Genomic DNA, 19208 nt, shown 5'->3' with positions numbered 1-19208 from the left:
GACGGCGACAGCTTATAGCGTGCGCGGCTTCTCGCTTCTCGGAACCGTGCCCGTCAATGCCTGACAAACCCAGCTTCCAGGATCTGATCCTCCGCCTGCATGCTTTCTGGTCGAAAGCAGGCTGCGTTATCTTGCAGCCTTACGACGTCGAGATGGGTGCAGGCACATTTCATCCAGCCACAACGCTGCGCTCGCTGGGCCGCAAGCCCTGGCGCGCCGCTTATGTGCAGCCCAGCCGCCGCCCGACCGATGGTCGTTATGGCGAAAATCCGAACCGGCTTCAGCATTATTACCAGTATCAGGTGATTATGAAGCCCAGCCCCGAGACGGCGCAATCCATGCTGCTGGACAGCTATCGCGCCATCGGGATCGACCCGGCGCTTCATGATATCCGCTTTGTCGAGGATGACTGGGAAAGTCCGACGCTTGGCGCATGGGGGCTGGGCTGGGAAGTCTGGTGTGACGGGATGGAGGTCGGCCAGTTCACCTATTTCCAGCAGGTCGGCGGCATTCCGGTCGATCTGCCCAGTTTCGAGATGACATACGGGCTGGAGCGTCTGGCCATGTATGTGCAGGATGTCGAGAACGTCTACGATCTCGACTTCAACGGGCAGGGCGTCACTTATGGTGACGTGTTCCTGCGGGCGGAGCGCGAATACAGCGCGCATAATTTCGAGCATGCGAATACCGAGATGCTGTCCCGCCATTTCATCGACGCGGAAAAGGAATGTGCGGCGCTGGTGGGCCAGGGGTTGGCGTTGCCAGCCTATGACCAGTGCATCAAGGCCAGCCATCTGTTCAATCTGCTGGATGCGCGCGGTGTCATCAGCGTGACGGAGCGGGCCGCCTATATCGCCCGTGTGCGCAGTCTGGCGAAAAGCTGTGCCGAAGCGTGGCTGGCGGGTGGAGGTTAGGGTGTTTCAGCCCTGAATGGCCGACTTTCTTCCATGGCTGAAAAATTTTCTACCATTCCCTCTGGACGATGGTAGATGAGGTGAAGTAGCGTCTACCTGAAACGGCGGGATGTCTACCATCATGGCGCAGCTCAACATCAAAAGTGAGGATGCCTACGTTCTGGCAACCGAGCTTGCTGCCTTGACCGGCGAAAGCATGACCATGGCGGTGACGGAGGCGCTTCGGGAACGTCTGGAGCGTGAGCGTCGCCTGCGTGACCATGTGTCCCGTCTTCAACGCCTGACTGTCCTTGCGGCGGATATCCGCGCTCATATGCGTGGTCGGGTCAGTTCTGATCATAGCGCGCTGTATGGCGAGGGCGGATTGCCGCTGTGATCCTCGATACCTCCGCATTGCTGGCGATTGTGCTGGGGGAGCCTGATGGCCCACGCTATCTGGAGGCGCTGGTCGCGGCCGAGCGTCCCCGCATGTCGGCCGCCAACTGGCTGGAGGCGAGTATGATGGTCGAGGAAAAAGGCGGCCGCCTCGCCGGTCTCCGCTTTGATGAATTTATCCGTGCCGCCGGGATCGAGATCGTACCGGTCAGTGCCGAACAGGCGACGGTGGCGCGTGGCGCATGGCGTTATTTCGGCCGATTCCGTCATGCGCACCGGCTGAATTACGGTGATTGCCTGGCCTATGCTCTCGCCAAGACCGAGAGTGACAGACTGCTCTACAAAGGGCGGGATTTCGATCATACCGACATCGAGCCAGCCATTCAGCCCGAAGAAACCGTGTTGCAAGAAATCCAGGACTGATCCCGATGCCCGAATTACTGCTGGAATTGTTCAGCGAGGAAATCCCCGCCCGTATGCAGGTCAAGGCCGGCGAGGATCTGGTGCGGCTGGCCGGCGAGGCGCTGGCTGATCTGTCGCCGCGTGATCTGCGCTGGCATGTCGGCCCCCGGCGTCTTGCCCTGACTGCCACGGTGGAGGCAGGTGTTCCTGCCCGCTCCGGCAATGAGCGTGGCCCGCGGATCGGTGCGCCGGAGCAGGCTCTGGCCGGGTTCTTGCGCAAGTATGGCGCCGATCGGTCAGCCCTGCGTGAAGAGGGCGATTACTGGGTACTCGATACGTCCAGTCCGGGCCGTGAAGCGGCAGCGCTGATTGCCGAGGTGATTCCGGCGCTGCTGTGGAAATTTCCCTGGCCGAAATCCATGCGTTGGGGGGGATCGAGTCTGTTCACATGGGTTCGTCCGTTGCGCCGCATTCTCTGCCAGCTGGATGGTGCAGTGGTACCCTTTTCGCTCGCTCAGGGCGATGATGACGGGCATGGCCTGCGCTCCGGCGATGAGACGGAAGGGCATCGCTTCCTGTCCCCCGGTGCTGTGAAGGTCCGTGGCATTGCCGAATGGCAGGCGGCATTGGCCGGCCGGCATGTGGTGCTGGATATCGAGGAGCGCCGCCGCCGCGTGGCGGAGGGTATCGCCCGCGTCGCCGCTGCTCATGGCCTGACCGTGGTGGATGATCCCGGGCTGGTCGATGAGGTGGCCGGGCTGGTGGAATGGCCGGTGCCTTTGCTGGGCCGGATCGACGATCAGTACATGTCTCTGCCCGCGGAGGTGATGCAGGTCTCCATGCGGGTCAACCAGCGTTATTTCGCCTTGCGGGATGCCGAAGGTAAAGCGGCCCCTTATTTTGCCTTCATCGCCAATATCGAGGCCACCGATCAGGGCCGCGCCATTATGGCCGGTAATGAGCGTGTGCTGCGCGCCCGCTTTGCCGATGCCCGCCATTTCTGGGATCAGGACCGGAAGGAACCGCTGGCCTCCCGGCTGGCTGTGCTGGAGCGTGTGACCTATCACGCGAAGCTTGGCAGTCAGGCCGCTCTGGTGGCGCGTCTGCGGCGGCTGGCGCGGGAAATCGCGCCGCTGGTCGGGGCAGATGCACGCGATGCGGATGGGGCGGCGCTATTGGCGAAGGCCGATCTGACCACCGGCATGGTGGGGGAATTCCCGGAACTGCAGGGCGTGATGGGCCGCTATTACGCGCTGCATGACGGGGAATCGCCGTGGATTGCCGATGCCATCCGGGATCATTACGCGCCGAAAGGCCCGTCCGATCCGGTGCCGGATGCGCCGGTCTCGATCGCGGTCGCGCTGGCGGACAAGATCGACCGGCTGGCGATGTTCTTTTCCATCGGGGAGGCTCCGACCGGCTCGGGCGATCCGTTCGCGCTGCGGCGTGCGGCGCTGGGGATCATCCGCATTATTCGTGAGAACGGGTTGCGGCTGCCGTTGGGCCGTCTGTTCGCCTTTGCCTCCGATGAAGCGCCGGTGGCCGATCTGCTGGCGTTCATGGCCGAGCGTCTGCGCGTGCAGCTCCGCGCCGAAGGGGCGCGCCATGATGTGCTGGCGGCGGTGTTTGCTGTGCATGCCGATGATACGGCGGAAGGAGCAGGCGATATCGTCCGTCTTCTGGCCCGTGCCGATGCCGTTGCTGCCTTGTTGGTCAGTGAAGATGGCGCAAATCTTCTAGCCGCCTACAAGCGCGCCGCGAATATTCTGCGCATTGAGGATCGCAAGGATGGACCTCATCAGGGCACGCCGGACGAGTCCCTGCTTGAGGTGCCGGAAGAGCGTGCGCTGGCCGAAGCGTTGCAGGAAGCGGAACCAGCGGTCATGGCCGCGCTGGACGCGGAAGATGACGCCACTGCCATGGCATCCCTGGCCCGCCTGCGTGGTCCCCTGGATGCGTTTTTCGATCAGGTCACCGTCAATGCGGAGGAGCCTGCGCTCCGCCGTAACCGGTTGCGCCTGTTGTCCCGTTTGCGTGACACGATGAATCGTGTCGCCGACTTCTCCCGTATCGAAGGCTGAAGGAGCCTGATCCATGACTCAATGGGTTTACGGTTTTGGTGCTGGTCGCAATGAAGGACGCGCGGATATGCGCAACCTTCTGGGTGGCAAGGGTGCCAATCTCGCGGAAATGGCCAGTATCGGCCTGCCGGTACCCCCCGGCTTCACCATCACCACGGAGCTGTGTACCGAGTTCTACCGGAATGATCGTCGTTACCCCGACGATCTGGCAGCTCAGGTCAAGGAAGGGCTGCAGCGGGTCGAACAGGCCGTCGGCCTGACCTTCGGTGACCGGACCAATCCGCTGCTGGTCTCCGTTCGTTCCGGCGCGCGGGTTTCCATGCCGGGCATGATGGATACGGTGCTGAATCTCGGGTTGAACGATCAGACGGTCGAGGGGCTGGCACGGGCTTCCGGGGATGACCGGTTCGCATGGGACAGCTATCGCCGTTTCATCCAGATGTTCGGCAGTGTCGTGCTGGGTGTCGATCATCACCGGTTTGAGGAAATCATCGAGCACATCAAGCTCGATCGCAACGTGATCGAGGATACGGCTCTCGATGCCGCCGACTGGCGCAAGGTCGTGGCTGGTTACAAGGATATGGTGCTGTCCGAGACCGGCAAACCCTTTCCACAGGATCCTGAGGAACAGCTTTGGGGCGCGATCGGTGCGGTGTTCGGCAGCTGGATGAACCCGCGCGCCATTACCTATCGCCGCCTGCACGAGATCCCTGCCGATTGGGGCACCGCCGTGAATGTGCAGGCGATGGTGTTCGGCAATATGGGCGAGGATTGCGCCACCGGCGTGTGTTTCACCCGCGATCCATCTACCGGCGAGAATATTTTCTACGGCGAGTTCCTGGTGAATGCGCAGGGCGAGGACGTGGTGGCCGGCATCCGTACGCCGCAGCCGCTGTCGAAGGCCCGCGCCAAGCCCGGTGAGCGCAGCATGGAAGAAGCGCTGCCCAAGGCGTACGAAGAACTCTGTCAGGTCCGTGAAACGCTGGAAAAGCATTACAAGGACATGCAGGACATCGAATTTACGGTGCAGCGGAACACGCTGTATATGTTGCAGACCCGCAGCGGCAAACGTACTGCCGCAGCATCCCTGCGCATTGCCGTGGAGATGGCGAATGAAGGTCTGATCGACCGGAATGAGGCGGTCAAGCGCGTCAATCCGGCCTCGCTGGACCAGCTTCTGCATCCGACGCTTGACCCGAAAGCGCCGCGCACGGTGTTCTCCCGTGGTCTGCCGGCCAGTCCGGGGGCTGCCTGCGGTGCGGTAGTGTTCAATGCTGACGAAGCGGAAATGCGCGCTGCCAAGGGCGAGGCGGTGATTCTGGTCCGGATCGAGACCTCTCCGGAAGATATCCACGGTATGCATGCCGCCAAGGGTATTCTCACCACGCGCGGCGGTATGACCAGCCACGCGGCGGTGGTGGCACGCGGCATGGGCCGCCCCTGTGTCGCCGGTGCCGGCGGTATCCAGGTCGATTACGGCACTCAGGAATTGTCGGCCAACGGCATTACCATCCGCGAGGGTGAAATTGTGACCCTCGACGGTGCGACGGGCGAGGTGTTTGTCGGCCCGGTGGCGATGATCGAACCGTCTTTGTCCGGTGATTTCGCCACGCTGATGGAATGGGCGGATGGCGCGCGCCGCATGAAGGTGCGGGCCAATGCCGAAACCCCGCTGGATGCCGAAACCGCCCGTAAATTCGGGGCGGAAGGCATCGGTCTGTGCCGCACGGAGCATATGTTCTTCGATCCGGAGCGTATTGGTGCCGTCCGTCAGATGATCATGGCTGCCGATGAGCGTGGCCGCCGTCTGGCGCTGGAGAAGCTGCTGCCGTTCCAGCGGAAGGATTTCACCGATCTGTTCCGCATCATGCAGGGCCTGCCGGTGACGATCCGTCTGCTTGATCCGCCGCTGCATGAATTCCTGCCGCATAATGAGGAAGATCTGGCCGAGGTCGGTGTCGCGCTGGGGGTCGATCTGGACACCATTCGCCGCCGTGCTGCCGAGCTGGCGGAAGCCAACCCGATGCTGGGTCATCGTGGCTGCCGTCTCGGTATTTCCTTCCCGGAAATCTACGAGATGCAGGCACGGGCTATTTTCGAAGGTGCCCTCGCTATTGCCGAGGAGACCGGGAATGCACCGGTGCCGGAAGTGATGGTGCCGCTGGTGGGTATCAAGCGTGAGATCGAGATCGTGCGTGCTCAGATCGAAAAGGTCGCGGCGGAGGTATTTTCCCGTGCGGGCCGGACGCTGGATTATACGATCGGCACGATGATCGAGTTGCCGCGTGCGGCCCTGTCGGCTGATACGATTGCCGACAGCGCGGATTTCTTCAGCTTCGGCACCAACGATCTGACGCAGACCGTGTTCGGTCTGTCGCGTGACGATGCCGGCAAGTTCCTGCCGCATTATGTGGAGGCGGGCATCCTGCCGAAAGACCCGTTCATCTCACTGGATGAGGAAGGCGTGGGCTATCTGATCGAGATTGCCGCAAAAAAAGGCCGTGCGGCCAGGCATGGTCTGAAGCTGGGCATTTGCGGTGAGCATGGGGGCGACCCGTCCTCGATCTCGTTCTGCGAAAAGGTTGGTCTGGATTACGTCTCCTGCAGCCCTTACCGCGTGCCTGTGGCACGGCTGGCCGCGGCTCAGGCGGCGCTGGGTGCAGGTGGTGATCGCACGGCCTGATCACTGCTCGGTCAGTCTGAAACGGATCCGGCGGGGCCTTCGGGCCTCGCCGTTTTTGTTTCGTTCGGCAGTCGGTAGAGGAAGGTTAAAATCCTTGTCATCAGGCCCCCATTCCACGGTCATGTGGAATGAGGCATGATAGGATTATGAACAGCCGCATACCATCATGTCTCTGTGCCTGCATGGGGTCCGCTCTGCTTGTGGCGGTGCTGGGAAGTGGGGTGACCCCCTGTCTGGCGGATGCGCCTCAGCTGATTACCTCCGACACGCTGGATTACTGCCAGCAGTTGCAGCATAAGCTGGCCCGACAGGAAGCGCATTTCGTGCTCGGCGCTCCCCCCTCTGACGTAACGCAACTGGCTGATCAGGGGAGGCATCTGTGTGATCAGGGGCATGTGCGCGGGGGTATTCTGCGTCTGCGTAAGGCCCTGCTGATTCTCCGCCATGCGGAGAAGGCGGCGCGTTGAGGGCGCGCTTTCAGCGTCTGCGGAAGGTTACGACCAGCACATCGCGATAGGCAGGCAGGGCAGGGTCAATCGCCTGCACGGCCGTTACACCATGATAGACGCGCCGGTCATGCACCAGCGCCATGTCCAGCGGTTCGGTCAGGGTGAAACTGCCTAGCAGCGTTCCGTCATCGCCATGGATCGAGGTTTCACCGCTGGCGATGTTGTCCCGCCGCACCATCAGTACCAGCACGTAATCCACACCGTCCCGGTGCAGCCCTTCCGGTGTCGGCTTGCCGCCATCTGCGGTGGCCTCGATGCGGAACTGGTGGGTTTCAACATGCCATCCCGTCTGCGGCATCAGGCTTTCGAACAGGGTGCGGCAGAAAGCCAGGATACAGGTCATGGTGGGGCCGGACGCGACCGCTTCTTCCATCGGTTCGAACCAGCGCTCGATACCGCCATTCAGGCGGTTATATTCCAGCCCCTGATAATGCGGCTGATGTTGACCGCGTTCGGCAGCGTGGCCGGGCAGAATATTGAAAACGGCATGACGCCGACGGCGGTAACGGCCTCCATCGGCCATATAGGTATCGAGGGCCAGCCTGTTCCAGCTATCGGCAAAGGCCGTCCAGTCGGAGAGTCCGGCTCTGTTGCCATCGTTAAAGGCGGATAGCAGGGATGTGGCATGCTCTGAACGGACGAAGGCGTATCCGGAGTCACGCAGCTGGATCGTCAGGGCATCGAACATGGCGGGCACTCGGCAGGTCTGGCGCTGACAGGGTGTCCACGCCGGGTCACAATAAAAATCGGGCAGGTGCTGGCACATAGTGGAACGCTGCCGTCAAGGGCATGTGTTTATTTCCCGATGGTCATGCAAGTCCTGTATGGGCAGCCAGGCCGAGTCGCGGTAAGAGGTTCGGATGCATACAATCGCCCTGATCCTGCTTGTCATCTCCATGGCTCTGGTTGTGGGAACGCTTGTGGCCGGTATCGGCTCGGTCGGTTCCGGCGGCAGTCCGGAGCGTTCCAACAAGCTGATGCGCTATCGTATTTTGTTTCAGGGGATTGCGATCCTGTTATGTGTGCTGGCCTTCAATGTCTGGCGCTGATATCCGGCGCCGAGGGGACTGAAGCGGTTTTTCCGGAACAGGGCTGCACGGAAGCGGTTTGACAGCCTTGCGACCCGCTTGCATATCCAGTGCGCCGTTCCGGGAAGTAATGCCGTGCCGCCTTGTCTGGTTGCCGGTTTATGCACCGGGCGGTCAGCTCGGCATGGTGGCGGTCGATATGGCCTCATCATGGCTCCGGACATTCAAACGCAGCGGGAACCGCCATGAAGATCCTCGTCCCGGTCAAACGGGTAGTCGATTACAACGTTCAGGTTCGGGTCAGGGCCGATGGCACCGGGGTTGAAACGGCCGGTGTAAAAATGTCGATGAATCCGTTCGATGAAATCGCGGTTGAGGAAGCCGTGCGCCTGAAGGAAAAAGGCGTGGCGACCGAAATCGTCGTCGTTTCCGTCGGTCCGGCACAGGCACAGGATACGCTGCGCACCGGTATGGCGATGGGTGCTGATCGTGGCATTCTGGTACAGGTTGAAGAGACGGTGGAGCCACTGGGCGTCGCCAAGATCCTCCGTGCTCTGGTGCAGCAGGAACAGCCTGGACTGGTCGTCATGGGTAAGCAGGCCATTGATGACGACATGAATGCCACCGGCCAGATGCTGGCGGCATTGCTCGGCTGGCCGCAGGGCACGTTTGCCAGCGCTGTTGCGGTGGAAAATGGCGGCATCACCGTCACCCGTGAAATTGATGGCGGCGCGCAGACCGTGCAGCTTTCCCTGCCGGCCGTCGTGACGGCGGATCTGCGGCTGAATGAGCCGCGCTATGCCAGCCTTCCGAACATTATGAAGGCGAAAAAGAAGCCGATACAGACCATGACTCCGGCTGATCTCGGGGTCGATGCATCCCCGCGTCTGACCGTGTTGCGTGTGGCAGAACCGCCGCCGCGTCAGGGAGGAGTGAAAGTCGGCTCTGTCGATGAACTGGTGTCGAAGCTGAAGACCGAAGCGAAGGTGATCTGAATCATGACCGCACTGGTTCTTGCTGAACATGACGGGCGCACGCTGAAACAGGCGACCCGCAGCGCCATTGCCGCCGCCCGGAAACTGGGCGGAGACCTCCATATCCTGGTCGCCGGGCAGGATGTCGGGGGGGTCGCTGCCCAGGCTGCCGCCATTCCCGGTGTGTCACGTGTTGTGACCGCCGATGCCCCTTCCTATGCCCATGCGCTGGCGGAGCCGTTGGCGGCCCTGCTGGTGGCGTTGGCGCCGGATTATTCCCATATCCTTGCGCCGGCTTCCGCCACGGGCAAGAATGTGCTGCCCCGCGCGGCGGCGTTGCTGGATGTGCAGCCGATTAGCGATATTTGCAGCGTTGAATCTTCCGATACCTTCGTGCGACCGATCTATGCCGGTAATGCGCTGGCAACCGTGCGTTCGGCAGACCCTGTAAAGGTCATCACCGTGCGGGCTGCCAGTTTCGAACCGGTTCCCTCCGAAGGTGGCTCTGCCGACATCGTTCAGTCTTCCGCCGTGCCGGTCGAAGGCGGCTCCCGCTTCGTGTCGGAGGCGCTGACGGCCAGCGAACGACCGGAACTCGGTTCCGCCCGGATCGTGATTTCCGGCGGCAAGGGAATGCAGAGCGCCGAAAATTTCGCGCTGCTGGACCGGGTTGCCCGGAAGCTGAATGCTGCGGTCGGTGCATCCCGCGCCGCTGTGGATGCAGGGTACGCGCCGAATGATTATCAGGTCGGGCAGACCGGCAAGATTGTCGCGCCGGAACTGTATATCGCGGTCGGTATCTCCGGCGCCATCCAGCATCTGGCGGGGATGAAGGACAGCCGGGTCATCGTCGCCATCAACAAAGATCCGGATGCGCCGATCTTTCAGGTGGCCGATTACGGTTATGTCGGCGATTTGTTCGAGGCGCTTCCCGCCCTTGAAAAAGCACTCTGATCAAAGCCTCTTTGCGTCCCGTGTTGAATCGTGCCTTGCTGCGTGACGATGATACGCTTGTCGGTCCATGCTCCCCTTTGCATCGATTGGCAGGCATCATGATCCGCAACAGGAATATATCGTCATGAGCGTCGAGCCTTTGCCTCTTTCTGAAGCCACATCTTATCCCATCCGAAAAATCGGTGTGGTCGGTGCGGGGTTGATGGGCAACGGCATTGCTCATGTCTGTGCCCTGGCAGGGATCGAGGTGGTACTGACCGATATCAGAGCGGAAGCTCTGGATCGTGCCATGACGACGATTCGCGTCAATCTGGATCGGCAGATCAAGGCTGGATTAACAACAGAGCAGCAGAAAGCGGCGGCGCTGACGCGTATCGTCACGGCGGTCGGTTATGATCGGCTCAGTGAGTGCGATCTGGTGGTCGAGGCCATCACCGAAAAGGAAGAAGCCAAAAAAGCGCTCTACAAGCTTCTGGCGCCTCATATGAAGCCGGATTGTATTCTGGCCACCAATACGTCCTCCATTTCGATCACCCGGTTGGGGGCGAGTACGGACCGGCCGGAGAAATTCATCGGGCTGCATTTCATGAACCCGGTGCCGGTGATGAAGCTGGTGGAGATCATCCGCGGCATTGCGACGGATGATCGGACCTTTGCTGCTGTCAGCGCTCTGGCGCAGCGACTGGATAAAACCATTTCAGTGGCCGAGGATTTCCCGGCCTTCATCGTCAACCGTATTCTGGTGCCGATGATCAACGAGGCGGTTTTTGCGCTTTACGAGGGCGTGGCCACTGTCAGCGGAATTGACACTGCCATGCGGCTGGGGGCCAGCCACAGAATGGGGCCGCTGGAACTGGCGGATTTTATCGGCCTCGATACCTGCCTTTCCATCATGCAGGTTTTGTACGACGGTCTTTCCGACAGTAAATATCGTCCTTGCCCGTTGCTGGTAAAATATGTCGAAGCCGGGTGGCTGGGCCGTAAAACAGGCCGTGGCTTCTACGATTACGCTCATACGCCGCCGCGCCCCACGCGCTGACGGGTCTGTCCGCTTTTTCTCACTCATTCTGCTGCTGCATAAGTCGTATGCGCGACCTTTTTGAAAGGTTTGCGCATTATCCGCTTGCATGTTCTGCATTTATGGGGCCTATTTATTGCAGAAAGTGCAATAGGAGTTCACATAATGCGTAAAACTGTTCTGATGACCGCCGCGTTCGGTCTGTCCATTCTGGCTTCTCAGGGCCTGTCCCATGTTGCCATGGCCGCTGTTGATGCGACCCCGCATGACACCAGCCTGGTGATGAGCCGCCTTGACCCCGACAATGACGGCACTGTCAGCCTGGAAGAGGCCCATAAGGCCGCTGAAGCGAAGTTCGACGCTCTGGACACTGATCACGAAGGCACGCTGGATGCGTCCGAGCTGACCGGTATCCTCGGCAAGAAGGCTTTGGCTGCCTTCGATCCCGACCATGACGGTTCTCTGGACAAGGCCGAATGGCTGAAGCTGGTCGATGCCTATTTCAAAAAGGCCGACCCGGATCATGACGGCACGCTGAGCCCGGCTGAGCTGACCACCGAGAATGGCCGCGCGCTGGTGGCACTGCTGGCTTACTGATTGTTCCGGTTTTCCGGCTCAGTCTGACAGAACGGTGCGGGTGCTTTGGTGCCCGCACCGTTTTGCGTATGGGTACCTGCGCTGTTGAGCGCATCCAGAATTGTGCAGGCGGGGCAGTCATCGCCCGCGCAAGCGGCAGTCAGTCCCTGCAACGTGTCTCGCATGGTCTGAAGCCGAGCAATATCAATCTCCAGACGCTCAATATGTTTCAGGGCCAGTGATTTGACCTCGCGACTCGCGCGATGCGGGTCTGAGCGCAGGGCCATCAGCATTTTCAGCTCCTGCAATGGAAAGCCCAGCCCACGTGCGGTTGACAGAAAACGCAGGCGTTCCAGCACCTCGTGGTTGTAGCGGCGATACTGATTATCGCTGCGAGACGGAGGGGGCAGCAGCCCGGCTTGCTCGTAATAACGGATGGTTTTCGCAGGCAGGCCGGACAGGCGTGAGACCTCGCCGATGGCAAGACCACCCCGATGATCGTGCGTGTGATCCGGTTCCGGTGTGTCAGGCAAGGGGATGATCCTCCGATAGTTTAAGGAGAGGAGGGGTTCCAGCGTTTCAGCAGCAGTGCATTGACCACCACACTGACTGACGAGAAGGCCATGGCCGCTCCCGCGATCACGGGGTTGAGCAGGCCCAGAGCCGCAAAGGGCAGACCGATGGCATTATAGATAAAGGCCCAGAACAGATTCTGCCGGATTTTACGCCTTGTGGCGCGGCTGAGCGAAATGGCGTCGGCAATCAGGCCCGGCTCCGGTCGCATCAGGATAACGCCGGCTGCATGGCGGGCCGCATCGGCTCCGGTGCCAATGGCGATTCCGAGATCGGCCTGCGCCAGAGACGGTGCATCGTTGACGCCGTCGCCGACCATGGCAACGACATGGCCTTTGGCTTGCCATGCGGCGATCCGGGCGGCCTTGTCTTCGGGGCGCAATCTGGTTTCGACCAGTTCAATCCCTGCGGTCTTTGCCGCCTTGAGGCCGGACGCTTCGGTATCACCGGTCAGCAGCATCACTGTGCAGCCGGTGGCGTGAATGCGGCGGATGGCGACAGCGGCACCGGGGCGAAGCGTATCCTCGACCAGTAACAACGCAGCAGGAATGCGATCAATGGCAACCCGCAGGATGGCGGCCGGTGTCTCCTGTTCCAAGGCCATGGCTTGCGGGCTGTCGGGGATGTCCAGATGAGTGAACAGCGCCGCATTGCCGATGGCGATTTCATGGCCGGAGACATGGGCGATCACGCCTTCCCCCGGACGCTCCTGAAGGAAATCCGGCATCGGGAGAGTTGTTCCCTTGGTCAGGGCCGATTCACGGACGGCATGCGCCAGCGGGTGGGTACTGCCCGACTCGGCGGCAGCGGCCAGACGCAGGATCGTGGCTTTGTCCATGCCGATCGGGGCGGAGGGCAGCAGAATGATCTCATGCAGCACCGGCTTGCCTTCCGTGATCGTGCCGGTTTTATCCAGTGCCACGGTATCAATGCTGCCTGCCCGCTCCAGACTGGCGGCATCGCGGATCAGAATACCGCGTCTGGCAGCGATTCCGGTGCCGGTAATAAGGGCAGCGGGCGTGGCCAGCCCCAGCGCACAGGGGCAGGCGATCACCAGCACGGAGACGGCAGCGCGGAACCCGTTCGCAATGTCATGGCCGATGATCCACCACCCCAGAAATGTCAGCACGGCGATTGTCACCACGCCAGGTACGAAAATAGCGGCGACCTGGTCGACCAGCCGCTGTACCGGGGCACGGCTGGCTTCCGCTTCCCGCACCAGCGAAATCACGCGCGCGAGTGTCCCATCATTGACGGTGGCTGTGACGCGCACCCTCAGCAGACCGGAACCGTTCATAGCGCCGCCGATGACGGAATCACCGGGGTGCTTGGGAACCGGATGGCTTTCCCCGGTCAGCAGGCTTTCATCCGCATCGGATTGGCCGGACACAACCTTTCCATCGGCGGCGAAGCGCTCGCCGGGGCGGATGATCACGATATCTTCCGGCATCAGGTGGCTTGCGGGAACAAGGCGTTCTTCATCGCCATTCTGTAGCCGTGCGGTGTCGGGGCGGAGGGCCGAAAGAGCGCGCGTGGCAGAGCCGGTGGCCTGCCGCGCCCGGCTTTCCAGCCAGCGCCCGAACAGGATCAGGCTGATGACGACAGCGGAGGCATCGAAATAGCCGTGTTCACTGTCCCCGCACAGCACGGCGATGGCACTGTAAAGAAAAGCAGCGCTGGTGCCGATGGCGACCAGCTGGTCCATATTGCCGGCTCCGGCCCGCAAGCCTCGCCATGCAGCGATATAGAAACGGTATCCGAAACCGATCTGGACGATGCCTGCCAGCACCAGCATCAGCAGCCCGGGTAGAGGCACTCCAAGCATGGGCAGCAGCAAAGGCGCCGTCAACAGCGCGGAGAGCAGCACGCGCAGCGCTTCCTGCCGGGTCGCCCTGCGTGCCTGTTGCTCGATCCGTTCTTCCTGTTCGCGCTCTCCCGTCAGCGGGGTGGCGGTAAAGCCGGAGCGGGTCACGGCCGCTACCAGTGTTTCGATCCGGGCGGAGCCTTCGACCAGGGCGCGATGGCTGATAAGGGAAACCACCGCCCGGCTGACGCCCTCGACATTGCGCAGCGCCCGCTCCACACGGCCGGAGCAACTGGCGCAGGTCATGCCGGTGATATCCAGCTCCTGCCGGGCGGAACCGGATGGCATCGTTTCAACCGGCATCGGGGTTACTCCGTTGCGAGAATCTCGGCACCGAAGCCCGCATCGCGTACCGCTTCCATCAGCCTTGCGGTTTCCCCGCCGCTGATCTCGGCCCGCCCAAGGGTTACGGAGGCATCGGAAACGCCCGGCACAGCCAGCAGAATGCGGCGAACGGCATTGACACAGCCTTCACAGGTCATGCCCTTGATCGCGAGAATGGTGGTTGGGGTCATCGACCGTTTCTTTCCTTGCCAGATGGAGCTTGCCAGATGGATCTTATCAGACCGGCATCACGGCCCTGTCTGATCTGGAACAGCTTGAAAAATGGAAGGTTCCAGCACTGGAAGGTCAAGAGGCGCTGACGATATTCCAGCGATCGGCGGCGATCTCATCCTCATCCCTTGCTGCGACCCAGCGTGTGGTGCCGTCTTCCAGATGCTCCTGTTTCCAGAACGGGGCTTTGGTCTTCAGCCAGTCGATCAGAAAGGAGGTCGATTGCAGCGCAGCCTCACGGTGCGGTGCGGCGGTCATCACCAGAACGATAGGGGCACCGGCAGGGAGGTAGCCGATCCGGTGGATAATGGTGCAGCCCAGCAGGGACCAGCGCCGGATGGCTTCTTCGGCAATGCGGTGGATCTGTTTTTCGGTCATGCCGGGATAGTGTTCCAGGGTCATGCCCTGTAACTGTTCGCTCTGCCCGGCGCTTTCACCGCGCACCACGCCGACAAAGCTGCCAACCCCCCCGATCCGGCGCTGTCCTGCGATCAGGGCTTCATATTCCCTTGTCATATCAAAGGGATCAGCCTGAACCGCAATACGCGGGAGCGGGGGGATCATAAGGGGTTATCCGCCTGTGATCGGGGGGAAAAACCCGACTTCATCCCCCGGAGAGATGGGCGTGTCGAGCGCCGCAACCTCATGATTGACGGCACAGCGGATGCGATTTTCAGTGGCGAGCGCTGATTTGTAATCCCTGCCGCGTCCACGCAGCCAGGTGATCAGCCCACCGACATTCGCGACACCCGGAGGTAACGGCACGTGTTCCTCATTACGACCGATCCGGTCGCGAAGCCACGCGAAATAAACGATATGTAGCCCCTCCTTCATTGGTGTTCCGATCAGCCTCCACGTCGAGCAATCAATAAAAAAACGATATCCTCGGGCAGCAACACGTCAGCGTGTCTTGTCCTTGGGGGTTGGAATGGTGCGGACCGTTCCGTCAGGCTCGATCACCGTACTGGTGCCGTTTCCATTCGGGACGATGATCTGCCCGTCTGTATTTCTGCCCGTACTGCCCGGTTCCGTGCCTTTGACGGCTCCATTACCTTCCGGCATCGGCTTATAGGGTGCGGGAGACGGCATGACACCTGTGCCAAGCGGCATATTGGGTGTGCGTCGTACGCCGCCCAGCTCAGGCGCGACGCTATTCTGCTGCTTCTGAAGGTCGGACAAGGTGGGGGTGGGCGGGATCGGACCGGGCCAGACATCTCCCGGCTCGGTGGTCAGCGGCGTGGTGACGGTACGTTGCCCTTGCACCCGCAGCATGTTCGGGCTGGAGCCGATCGGCCCGTTCGGGTTGCTGCGGAAAGTGTGGGTATCCGACAGAAAATCACCGAAGCCGCAGCCTGACAGAGACAGCATGATACCCAGCAAGGTCAGACGACGCATGACGAGCTTCCTTGAACGATAGCAACCGGAATAACCGGAAAGAGACGACAAAACAGCAATCATATTGCAATGGATCGCAGAACCGGAACGATCAAGCCGGGGCTACATAGCGGCTGAGAAAGCCAATCGTCCAGTTTGCAACGGCCTGCACATCATCCAGCGGCAGAAAACACGGTTTATGGATGCCGCCTTCCAGCGTTTCCGGGGGAAAAGGCGAGGCCGCAACCGCCACGATGTCACGCCGGTCCGGCCAGAGGGGCGGTTTCCCGGTTGCGGGCCGGTAGACCTCGATCTTGGGGTGAGGGTAACTGCGGAAACCCTCTACCAGAATGACATCTACCAGCGCCATGCGCTGTACCAAACGGTCCAGATCGGGCGCCTCCTCATCTGCGCGAGGTTCATGCAGCAAGGCCCAGCGTGCCTCACCCATCAGCATGACCTCATGCGCCCCGGCTTCCCTGTGCCGCCAGCTATCCTTGCCCGGATGATCGAGGTCAAAGCCATGATGGGCATGTTTGATGGTGGAGACACGTAGCCCGGATGCGTTCAGAAGCGGAATCAGGGATGTGAGGAGGGTGGTTTTGCCGCTGCCGGACCAGCCTGCAATGCCAAGAATTTTCGGCTTCGCGATGGCGGAATTTGGTGAAGTTCCGGTCGTCATGGTGTGCGACTGGGTGTGGGAGAGGGATGTTCGGGTTTTGCGACGCCGGCTGGGGGGGAAACATGGCGCAATCCGGCCATCAGGTAATCCCAGCCCGTTACCAATGTCAGTCCGGCGGCGATCCATAACTGAATCTCCCCGATCAACTGCACGGGTAGAAACCCGAGGCCGATGAGATGGGCCGCAGAATCGCCCCCCAGCAGGGTGCCGAGTGCGCCCATTTGCACACCGGTTTTCCATTTGGCCAGCCGGGTCACTGGCAGGCTGACCTGTAGTCCGGCCAGATATTCGCGCAGACCACTGACGAGGATTTCCCGCAGCATGATGACGATAGCGGGGAACAGGCCATGATCGCCGACCCGGCCATACCCGACCAGCATCATCAGGGAGGCTCCGACCAGCAATTTATCGGCAATAGGGTCCAGCATCCGGCCCAGATCGGAAATCTGGCGGCGGTCGCGGGCGATTTTACCGTCGAAATAATCGGTGATGGCGGCGGCAGAGAAAATGATACAGGCGGCCAGATCGCCACCGGGGCTGCCAAATGCAATCAGCGCCACCATCAGAGGGATGGCGGCAATGCGCGATAAGGTCAGCAGATTGGGAAGATCAGTTGGCACGATGCTGTCTTAGCCGTTTCCATGGCCGGATGAAAACCATCCACATTACAAAGCAGGTTATTCTCCTTCAGGGGAAGACACTGATGAGGTAGAATGACCCTGTATCCGATCCTGATCATCCTGATCACGTTTTCTTGGGCGTAGTTCTGAACAGAGCGTATGCTTCATGCGCATAAGGCCGGCTTGCATTGGTTCCAGCAAAGAGGGGTCCAACTCCCGGGTAGCCAGCTGCAGAATTTCGGCACGTCCTGCATTGATGTCCGAGATCAGCGGGTGGGCGGCAGGCAGCAGGTGAAGCCGCCAGATACGCCGGTCCGACGGATCGGGACGGCGTTCCACCATGCCGCGCTGTTCCAGCCGATCTACCAGCCGGGCGACGGTGATGGGTTCAACTTCGAGTTTCTCGGCAAGCTGTTTCTGGGAGATGCCGGGCATCTGATCCAGCCATAGCAGCATGATCCACTGGGCGCGGGTCATATCATGCAGCCGCGCACGCTTGTCGGCAGCAATGCGGAGCAGACGGGCAACGTCGTTCAGCAGCAGCAGCAGATCGAGATTCAATTCGGATGGGTCAGGGTTTTCGCACCTCATACGCTGCTTATGGGAGAAGTCCGGAGAGATTTCCAGATAAAGCCTGCTGTCATGATAGCATGATAGAAGAGGGGAAAACGACAAGTGTTGTTCGATAAGAAAACGTTATAACTGCATTGCCCTGCAATCCTTGCGCGGCTGATGGTCTTCGCGCTCGTGGCTGGGAGCAGGTGATGAGCTTGTTCCGGAGGCAGCTGGCGTATAGGCATTTTCTATTGATGGCTGTCCCCCTGGATGGCTGTCCCCCTCTGGCAAGCCTGCTCTGGCCGTCGCATTCGTGTCGGCGGGTGGTGGTGGGCTGCATGGCGGGCTGACACAGGATGGAGCGAAAAGACATGGGTTACAGGGTAGCGGTAGTTGGCGCGACGGGCGCAGTGGGCCGCGAGATTTTGAAAACCCTGGCCGAGCGTGACTTCCCTGTCTCGGAAGTGGCGGCGCTGGCATCCGGCCGCTCAGCCGGGCAGGAGATTTCCTTTGGTGAAGACAAGGTTCTGAAGGTCCGGAACCTGGAAACGTTCGATTTCACCGGCTGGGATATCGGCCTGTTCAGCCCCGGTGCCTCCGTCTCTGCCGTGCATGCCCCGCGTGCGGCGGCGGCTGGTTGCATCGTGGTCGATAATACCAGCCAGTTCCGTATGGAGCCGGATGTTCCGCTGGTGGTGCCGGAGGTCAATCCGCAGGCGCTCGATTCCATCAAGCGCGGTATCATCGCCAATCCGAACTGCTCGACCATCCAGATGGTCGTGGCGCTGAAGCCGCTCCATACGCGCTGGGGTGTCAAGCGCGTTTCCGTTGCGACCTATCAGTCGGTCTCCGGCGCCGGCAAGGAAGGGATGGACGAGCTGTTCAGCCATACCAAGGCCGGTTTCGTGAACGATCCCACCAAGCCGGAGCAGTTCACCAAGGAAATCGCCTTCAACTGCATCCCGCATATCGACAAGTTCATGGATGACGGTGCCACCAAGGAAGAGTGGAAAATGGCGGTTGAGACCCGCAAGATTCTCGATCCGGATATCGCCGTTTTTGCCACCTGCGTGCGCGTGCCGGTGTTCATCGGCCATGGCGAGGCAGTGCATGTCGAATTTGAAAAGCCGGTGACGGCATCGGAGGCGCGTGCGGTGCTGAGGGAGGCGCCCGGCATTACTGTGGTCGATCATCGGGAGGATGGTGGCTACATCACGCAACTGGAATGTCAGGGTGAGGATGCGGTTTATGTCAGCCGCATCCGGCAGGATCCCACGGTGCCGAACGGATTGGCGTTCTGGTGTGTGTCCGACAATCTCCGCAAGGGGGCCGCGTTGAATGCGGTCCAGATTGCGGAGCTTCTGATCCAGCAGAAGCGGCTCAGAGTGCGGTGACCAAAATGAAACGGGCGGCTTTGGGCCGCCCGTTATCGTTGGGGTGTCTGATCCTGCGATACGGCACGCCATCCTGA

The 19208-nt window shown here is 60.9% G+C and carries 22 protein-coding genes; 12 read left to right on the top strand and 10 right to left on the bottom strand.

The features are described from left to right. Positions 1 to 56 precede the first annotated feature (56 nt). The 6 genes from GBCGDNIH1_RS23025 (at position 57) to GBCGDNIH1_RS23000 (ending at position 6922) form a co-directional block, all read left to right on the top strand. A complete protein-coding gene (locus tag GBCGDNIH1_RS23025) occupies positions 57 to 914 on the top strand; it encodes a glycine--tRNA ligase subunit alpha (protein ID WP_011632802.1) in 858 nt (285 codons plus the stop codon). A gap of 121 nt (positions 915 to 1035) precedes the next feature. Continuing rightward, complete coding sequence (locus GBCGDNIH1_RS23020) at positions 1036 to 1290, top strand: type II toxin-antitoxin system VapB family antitoxin (protein ID WP_043454484.1); 255 nt, start codon at positions 1036 to 1038, stop codon at positions 1288 to 1290. Further along, a complete protein-coding gene (locus tag GBCGDNIH1_RS23015) occupies positions 1287 to 1712 on the top strand; it encodes a type II toxin-antitoxin system VapC family toxin (protein WP_011632800.1) in 426 nt (141 codons plus the stop codon). Before GBCGDNIH1_RS23020 ends, GBCGDNIH1_RS23015 begins: the two co-directional genes overlap by 4 nt. Before the next feature lie 5 nt (positions 1713 to 1717). Further along, a complete protein-coding gene (gene glyS, locus GBCGDNIH1_RS23010; protein WP_011632799.1) occupies positions 1718 to 3772 on the top strand; it encodes a glycine--tRNA ligase subunit beta in 2055 nt (684 codons plus the stop codon). 13 nt (positions 3773 to 3785) lie between these two features. Beyond that, on the top strand, positions 3786 to 6455 hold the full coding sequence (ppdK, locus tag GBCGDNIH1_RS23005) for a pyruvate, phosphate dikinase (RefSeq protein WP_011632798.1): 2670 nt from the start codon (positions 3786 to 3788) through the stop codon (positions 6453 to 6455). A 146-nt stretch (positions 6456 to 6601) separates the two neighbouring features. Next, complete coding sequence (locus GBCGDNIH1_RS23000; protein WP_025319995.1) at positions 6602 to 6922, top strand: hypothetical protein; 321 nt, start codon at positions 6602 to 6604, stop codon at positions 6920 to 6922. Positions 6923 to 6932: 10 nt separating this feature from the next. Here the strand turns inward: GBCGDNIH1_RS23000 and GBCGDNIH1_RS22995 are convergent, their stop codons facing one another. Continuing rightward, positions 6933 to 7652, bottom strand: coding sequence for a 2OG-Fe dioxygenase family protein (locus GBCGDNIH1_RS22995; protein WP_043453108.1), 720 nt, complete (start codon positions 7650 to 7652; stop codon positions 6933 to 6935). Between the two features lie 172 nt (positions 7653 to 7824). On the opposite strand from GBCGDNIH1_RS22995, the gene GBCGDNIH1_RS22990 reads away from it, so the two are divergent. From GBCGDNIH1_RS22990 to GBCGDNIH1_RS22970, 5 genes are all read left to right on the top strand, one after another. Next, the gene (locus tag GBCGDNIH1_RS22990) at positions 7825 to 8013 is read left to right on the top strand and encodes a twin transmembrane helix small protein (protein WP_011632795.1); all 189 of its coding nucleotides are present in this window, start codon (positions 7825 to 7827) and stop codon (positions 8011 to 8013) included. Between the two features lie 224 nt (positions 8014 to 8237). Then, positions 8238 to 8987, top strand: coding sequence for an electron transfer flavoprotein subunit beta/FixA family protein (locus tag GBCGDNIH1_RS22985; protein ID WP_025318490.1), 750 nt, complete (start codon positions 8238 to 8240; stop codon positions 8985 to 8987). A 3-nt stretch (positions 8988 to 8990) separates the two neighbouring features. Beyond that, positions 8991 to 9920: an electron transfer flavoprotein subunit alpha/FixB family protein gene (locus tag GBCGDNIH1_RS22980; RefSeq protein ID WP_011632793.1), complete on the top strand. Its 930-nt coding sequence runs from the start codon at positions 8991 to 8993 to the stop codon at positions 9918 to 9920. A gap of 124 nt (positions 9921 to 10044) precedes the next feature. Beyond that, positions 10045 to 10959, top strand: coding sequence for a 3-hydroxybutyryl-CoA dehydrogenase (locus GBCGDNIH1_RS22975; RefSeq protein WP_050748472.1), 915 nt, complete (start codon positions 10045 to 10047; stop codon positions 10957 to 10959). Positions 10960 to 11103: 144 nt separating this feature from the next. Then, positions 11104 to 11535: an EF-hand domain-containing protein gene (locus GBCGDNIH1_RS22970; RefSeq protein WP_196768585.1), complete on the top strand. Its 432-nt coding sequence runs from the start codon at positions 11104 to 11106 to the stop codon at positions 11533 to 11535. Here the strand turns inward: GBCGDNIH1_RS22970 and GBCGDNIH1_RS22965 are convergent. The 9 genes from GBCGDNIH1_RS22965 to GBCGDNIH1_RS22925 all read right to left on the bottom strand — a co-directional run bounded on the left by GBCGDNIH1_RS22965 (position 11529) and on the right by GBCGDNIH1_RS22925 (position 17773). Continuing rightward, positions 11529 to 12047 (bottom strand): Cu(I)-responsive transcriptional regulator, encoded by a 519-nt coding sequence (locus tag GBCGDNIH1_RS22965; protein ID WP_011632790.1) that lies wholly within the window; start codon positions 12045 to 12047, stop codon positions 11529 to 11531. The two genes, GBCGDNIH1_RS22970 and GBCGDNIH1_RS22965, sit on opposite strands and share 7 nt — an antisense overlap. A 20-nt stretch (positions 12048 to 12067) precedes the next feature. Then, positions 12068 to 14254: a heavy metal translocating P-type ATPase gene (locus tag GBCGDNIH1_RS22960; RefSeq protein ID WP_011632789.1), complete on the bottom strand. Its 2187-nt coding sequence runs from the start codon at positions 14252 to 14254 to the stop codon at positions 12068 to 12070. A 5-nt stretch (positions 14255 to 14259) separates the two neighbouring features. Next, entirely contained in the window at positions 14260 to 14466 is a 207-nt protein-coding gene (locus GBCGDNIH1_RS22955) for a heavy-metal-associated domain-containing protein (RefSeq protein WP_011632788.1), read from the bottom strand. A gap of 115 nt (positions 14467 to 14581) precedes the next feature. Continuing rightward, positions 14582 to 15070, bottom strand: coding sequence for a molybdenum cofactor biosynthesis protein MoaE (locus GBCGDNIH1_RS22950; protein WP_011632787.1), 489 nt, complete (start codon positions 15068 to 15070; stop codon positions 14582 to 14584). 6 nt (positions 15071 to 15076) lie between these two features. Beyond that, positions 15077 to 15340 carry a molybdopterin converting factor subunit 1 gene (moaD, locus tag GBCGDNIH1_RS22945; RefSeq protein ID WP_011632786.1) on the bottom strand — a complete coding sequence of 88 codons (264 nt, stop codon included), beginning with the start codon at positions 15338 to 15340 and terminating at the stop codon, positions 15077 to 15079. A 66-nt stretch (positions 15341 to 15406) separates the two neighbouring features. Further along, a complete protein-coding gene (locus tag GBCGDNIH1_RS22940; protein ID WP_038515641.1) occupies positions 15407 to 15901 on the bottom strand; it encodes a hypothetical protein in 495 nt (164 codons plus the stop codon). Between the two features lie 91 nt (positions 15902 to 15992). Then, entirely contained in the window at positions 15993 to 16562 is a 570-nt protein-coding gene (mobB, locus tag GBCGDNIH1_RS22935) for a molybdopterin-guanine dinucleotide biosynthesis protein B (RefSeq protein ID WP_011632784.1), read from the bottom strand. Continuing rightward, a complete protein-coding gene (gene pgsA, locus GBCGDNIH1_RS22930; RefSeq protein ID WP_011632783.1) occupies positions 16559 to 17182 on the bottom strand; it encodes a CDP-diacylglycerol--glycerol-3-phosphate 3-phosphatidyltransferase in 624 nt (207 codons plus the stop codon). The genes mobB and pgsA overlap by 4 nt, the downstream gene beginning before the upstream one ends. Before the next feature lie 57 nt (positions 17183 to 17239). Next, positions 17240 to 17773, bottom strand: coding sequence for a MarR family winged helix-turn-helix transcriptional regulator (locus GBCGDNIH1_RS22925; RefSeq protein ID WP_025318495.1), 534 nt, complete (start codon positions 17771 to 17773; stop codon positions 17240 to 17242). Between the two features lie 335 nt (positions 17774 to 18108). On the opposite strand from GBCGDNIH1_RS22925, the gene GBCGDNIH1_RS22920 reads away from it, so the two are divergent. Continuing rightward, the gene (locus GBCGDNIH1_RS22920) at positions 18109 to 19131 is read left to right on the top strand and encodes an aspartate-semialdehyde dehydrogenase (RefSeq protein ID WP_043453096.1); all 1023 of its coding nucleotides are present in this window, start codon (positions 18109 to 18111) and stop codon (positions 19129 to 19131) included. The last annotated feature ends 77 nt before the right edge of the window (positions 19132 to 19208 follow it).

Source organism: Granulibacter bethesdensis CGDNIH1 (assembly GCF_000014285.2).
GTDB lineage: Bacteria > Pseudomonadota > Alphaproteobacteria > Acetobacterales > Acetobacteraceae > Granulibacter > Granulibacter bethesdensis.
This window is presented reverse-complemented; position numbering and strand designations above follow the sequence as displayed.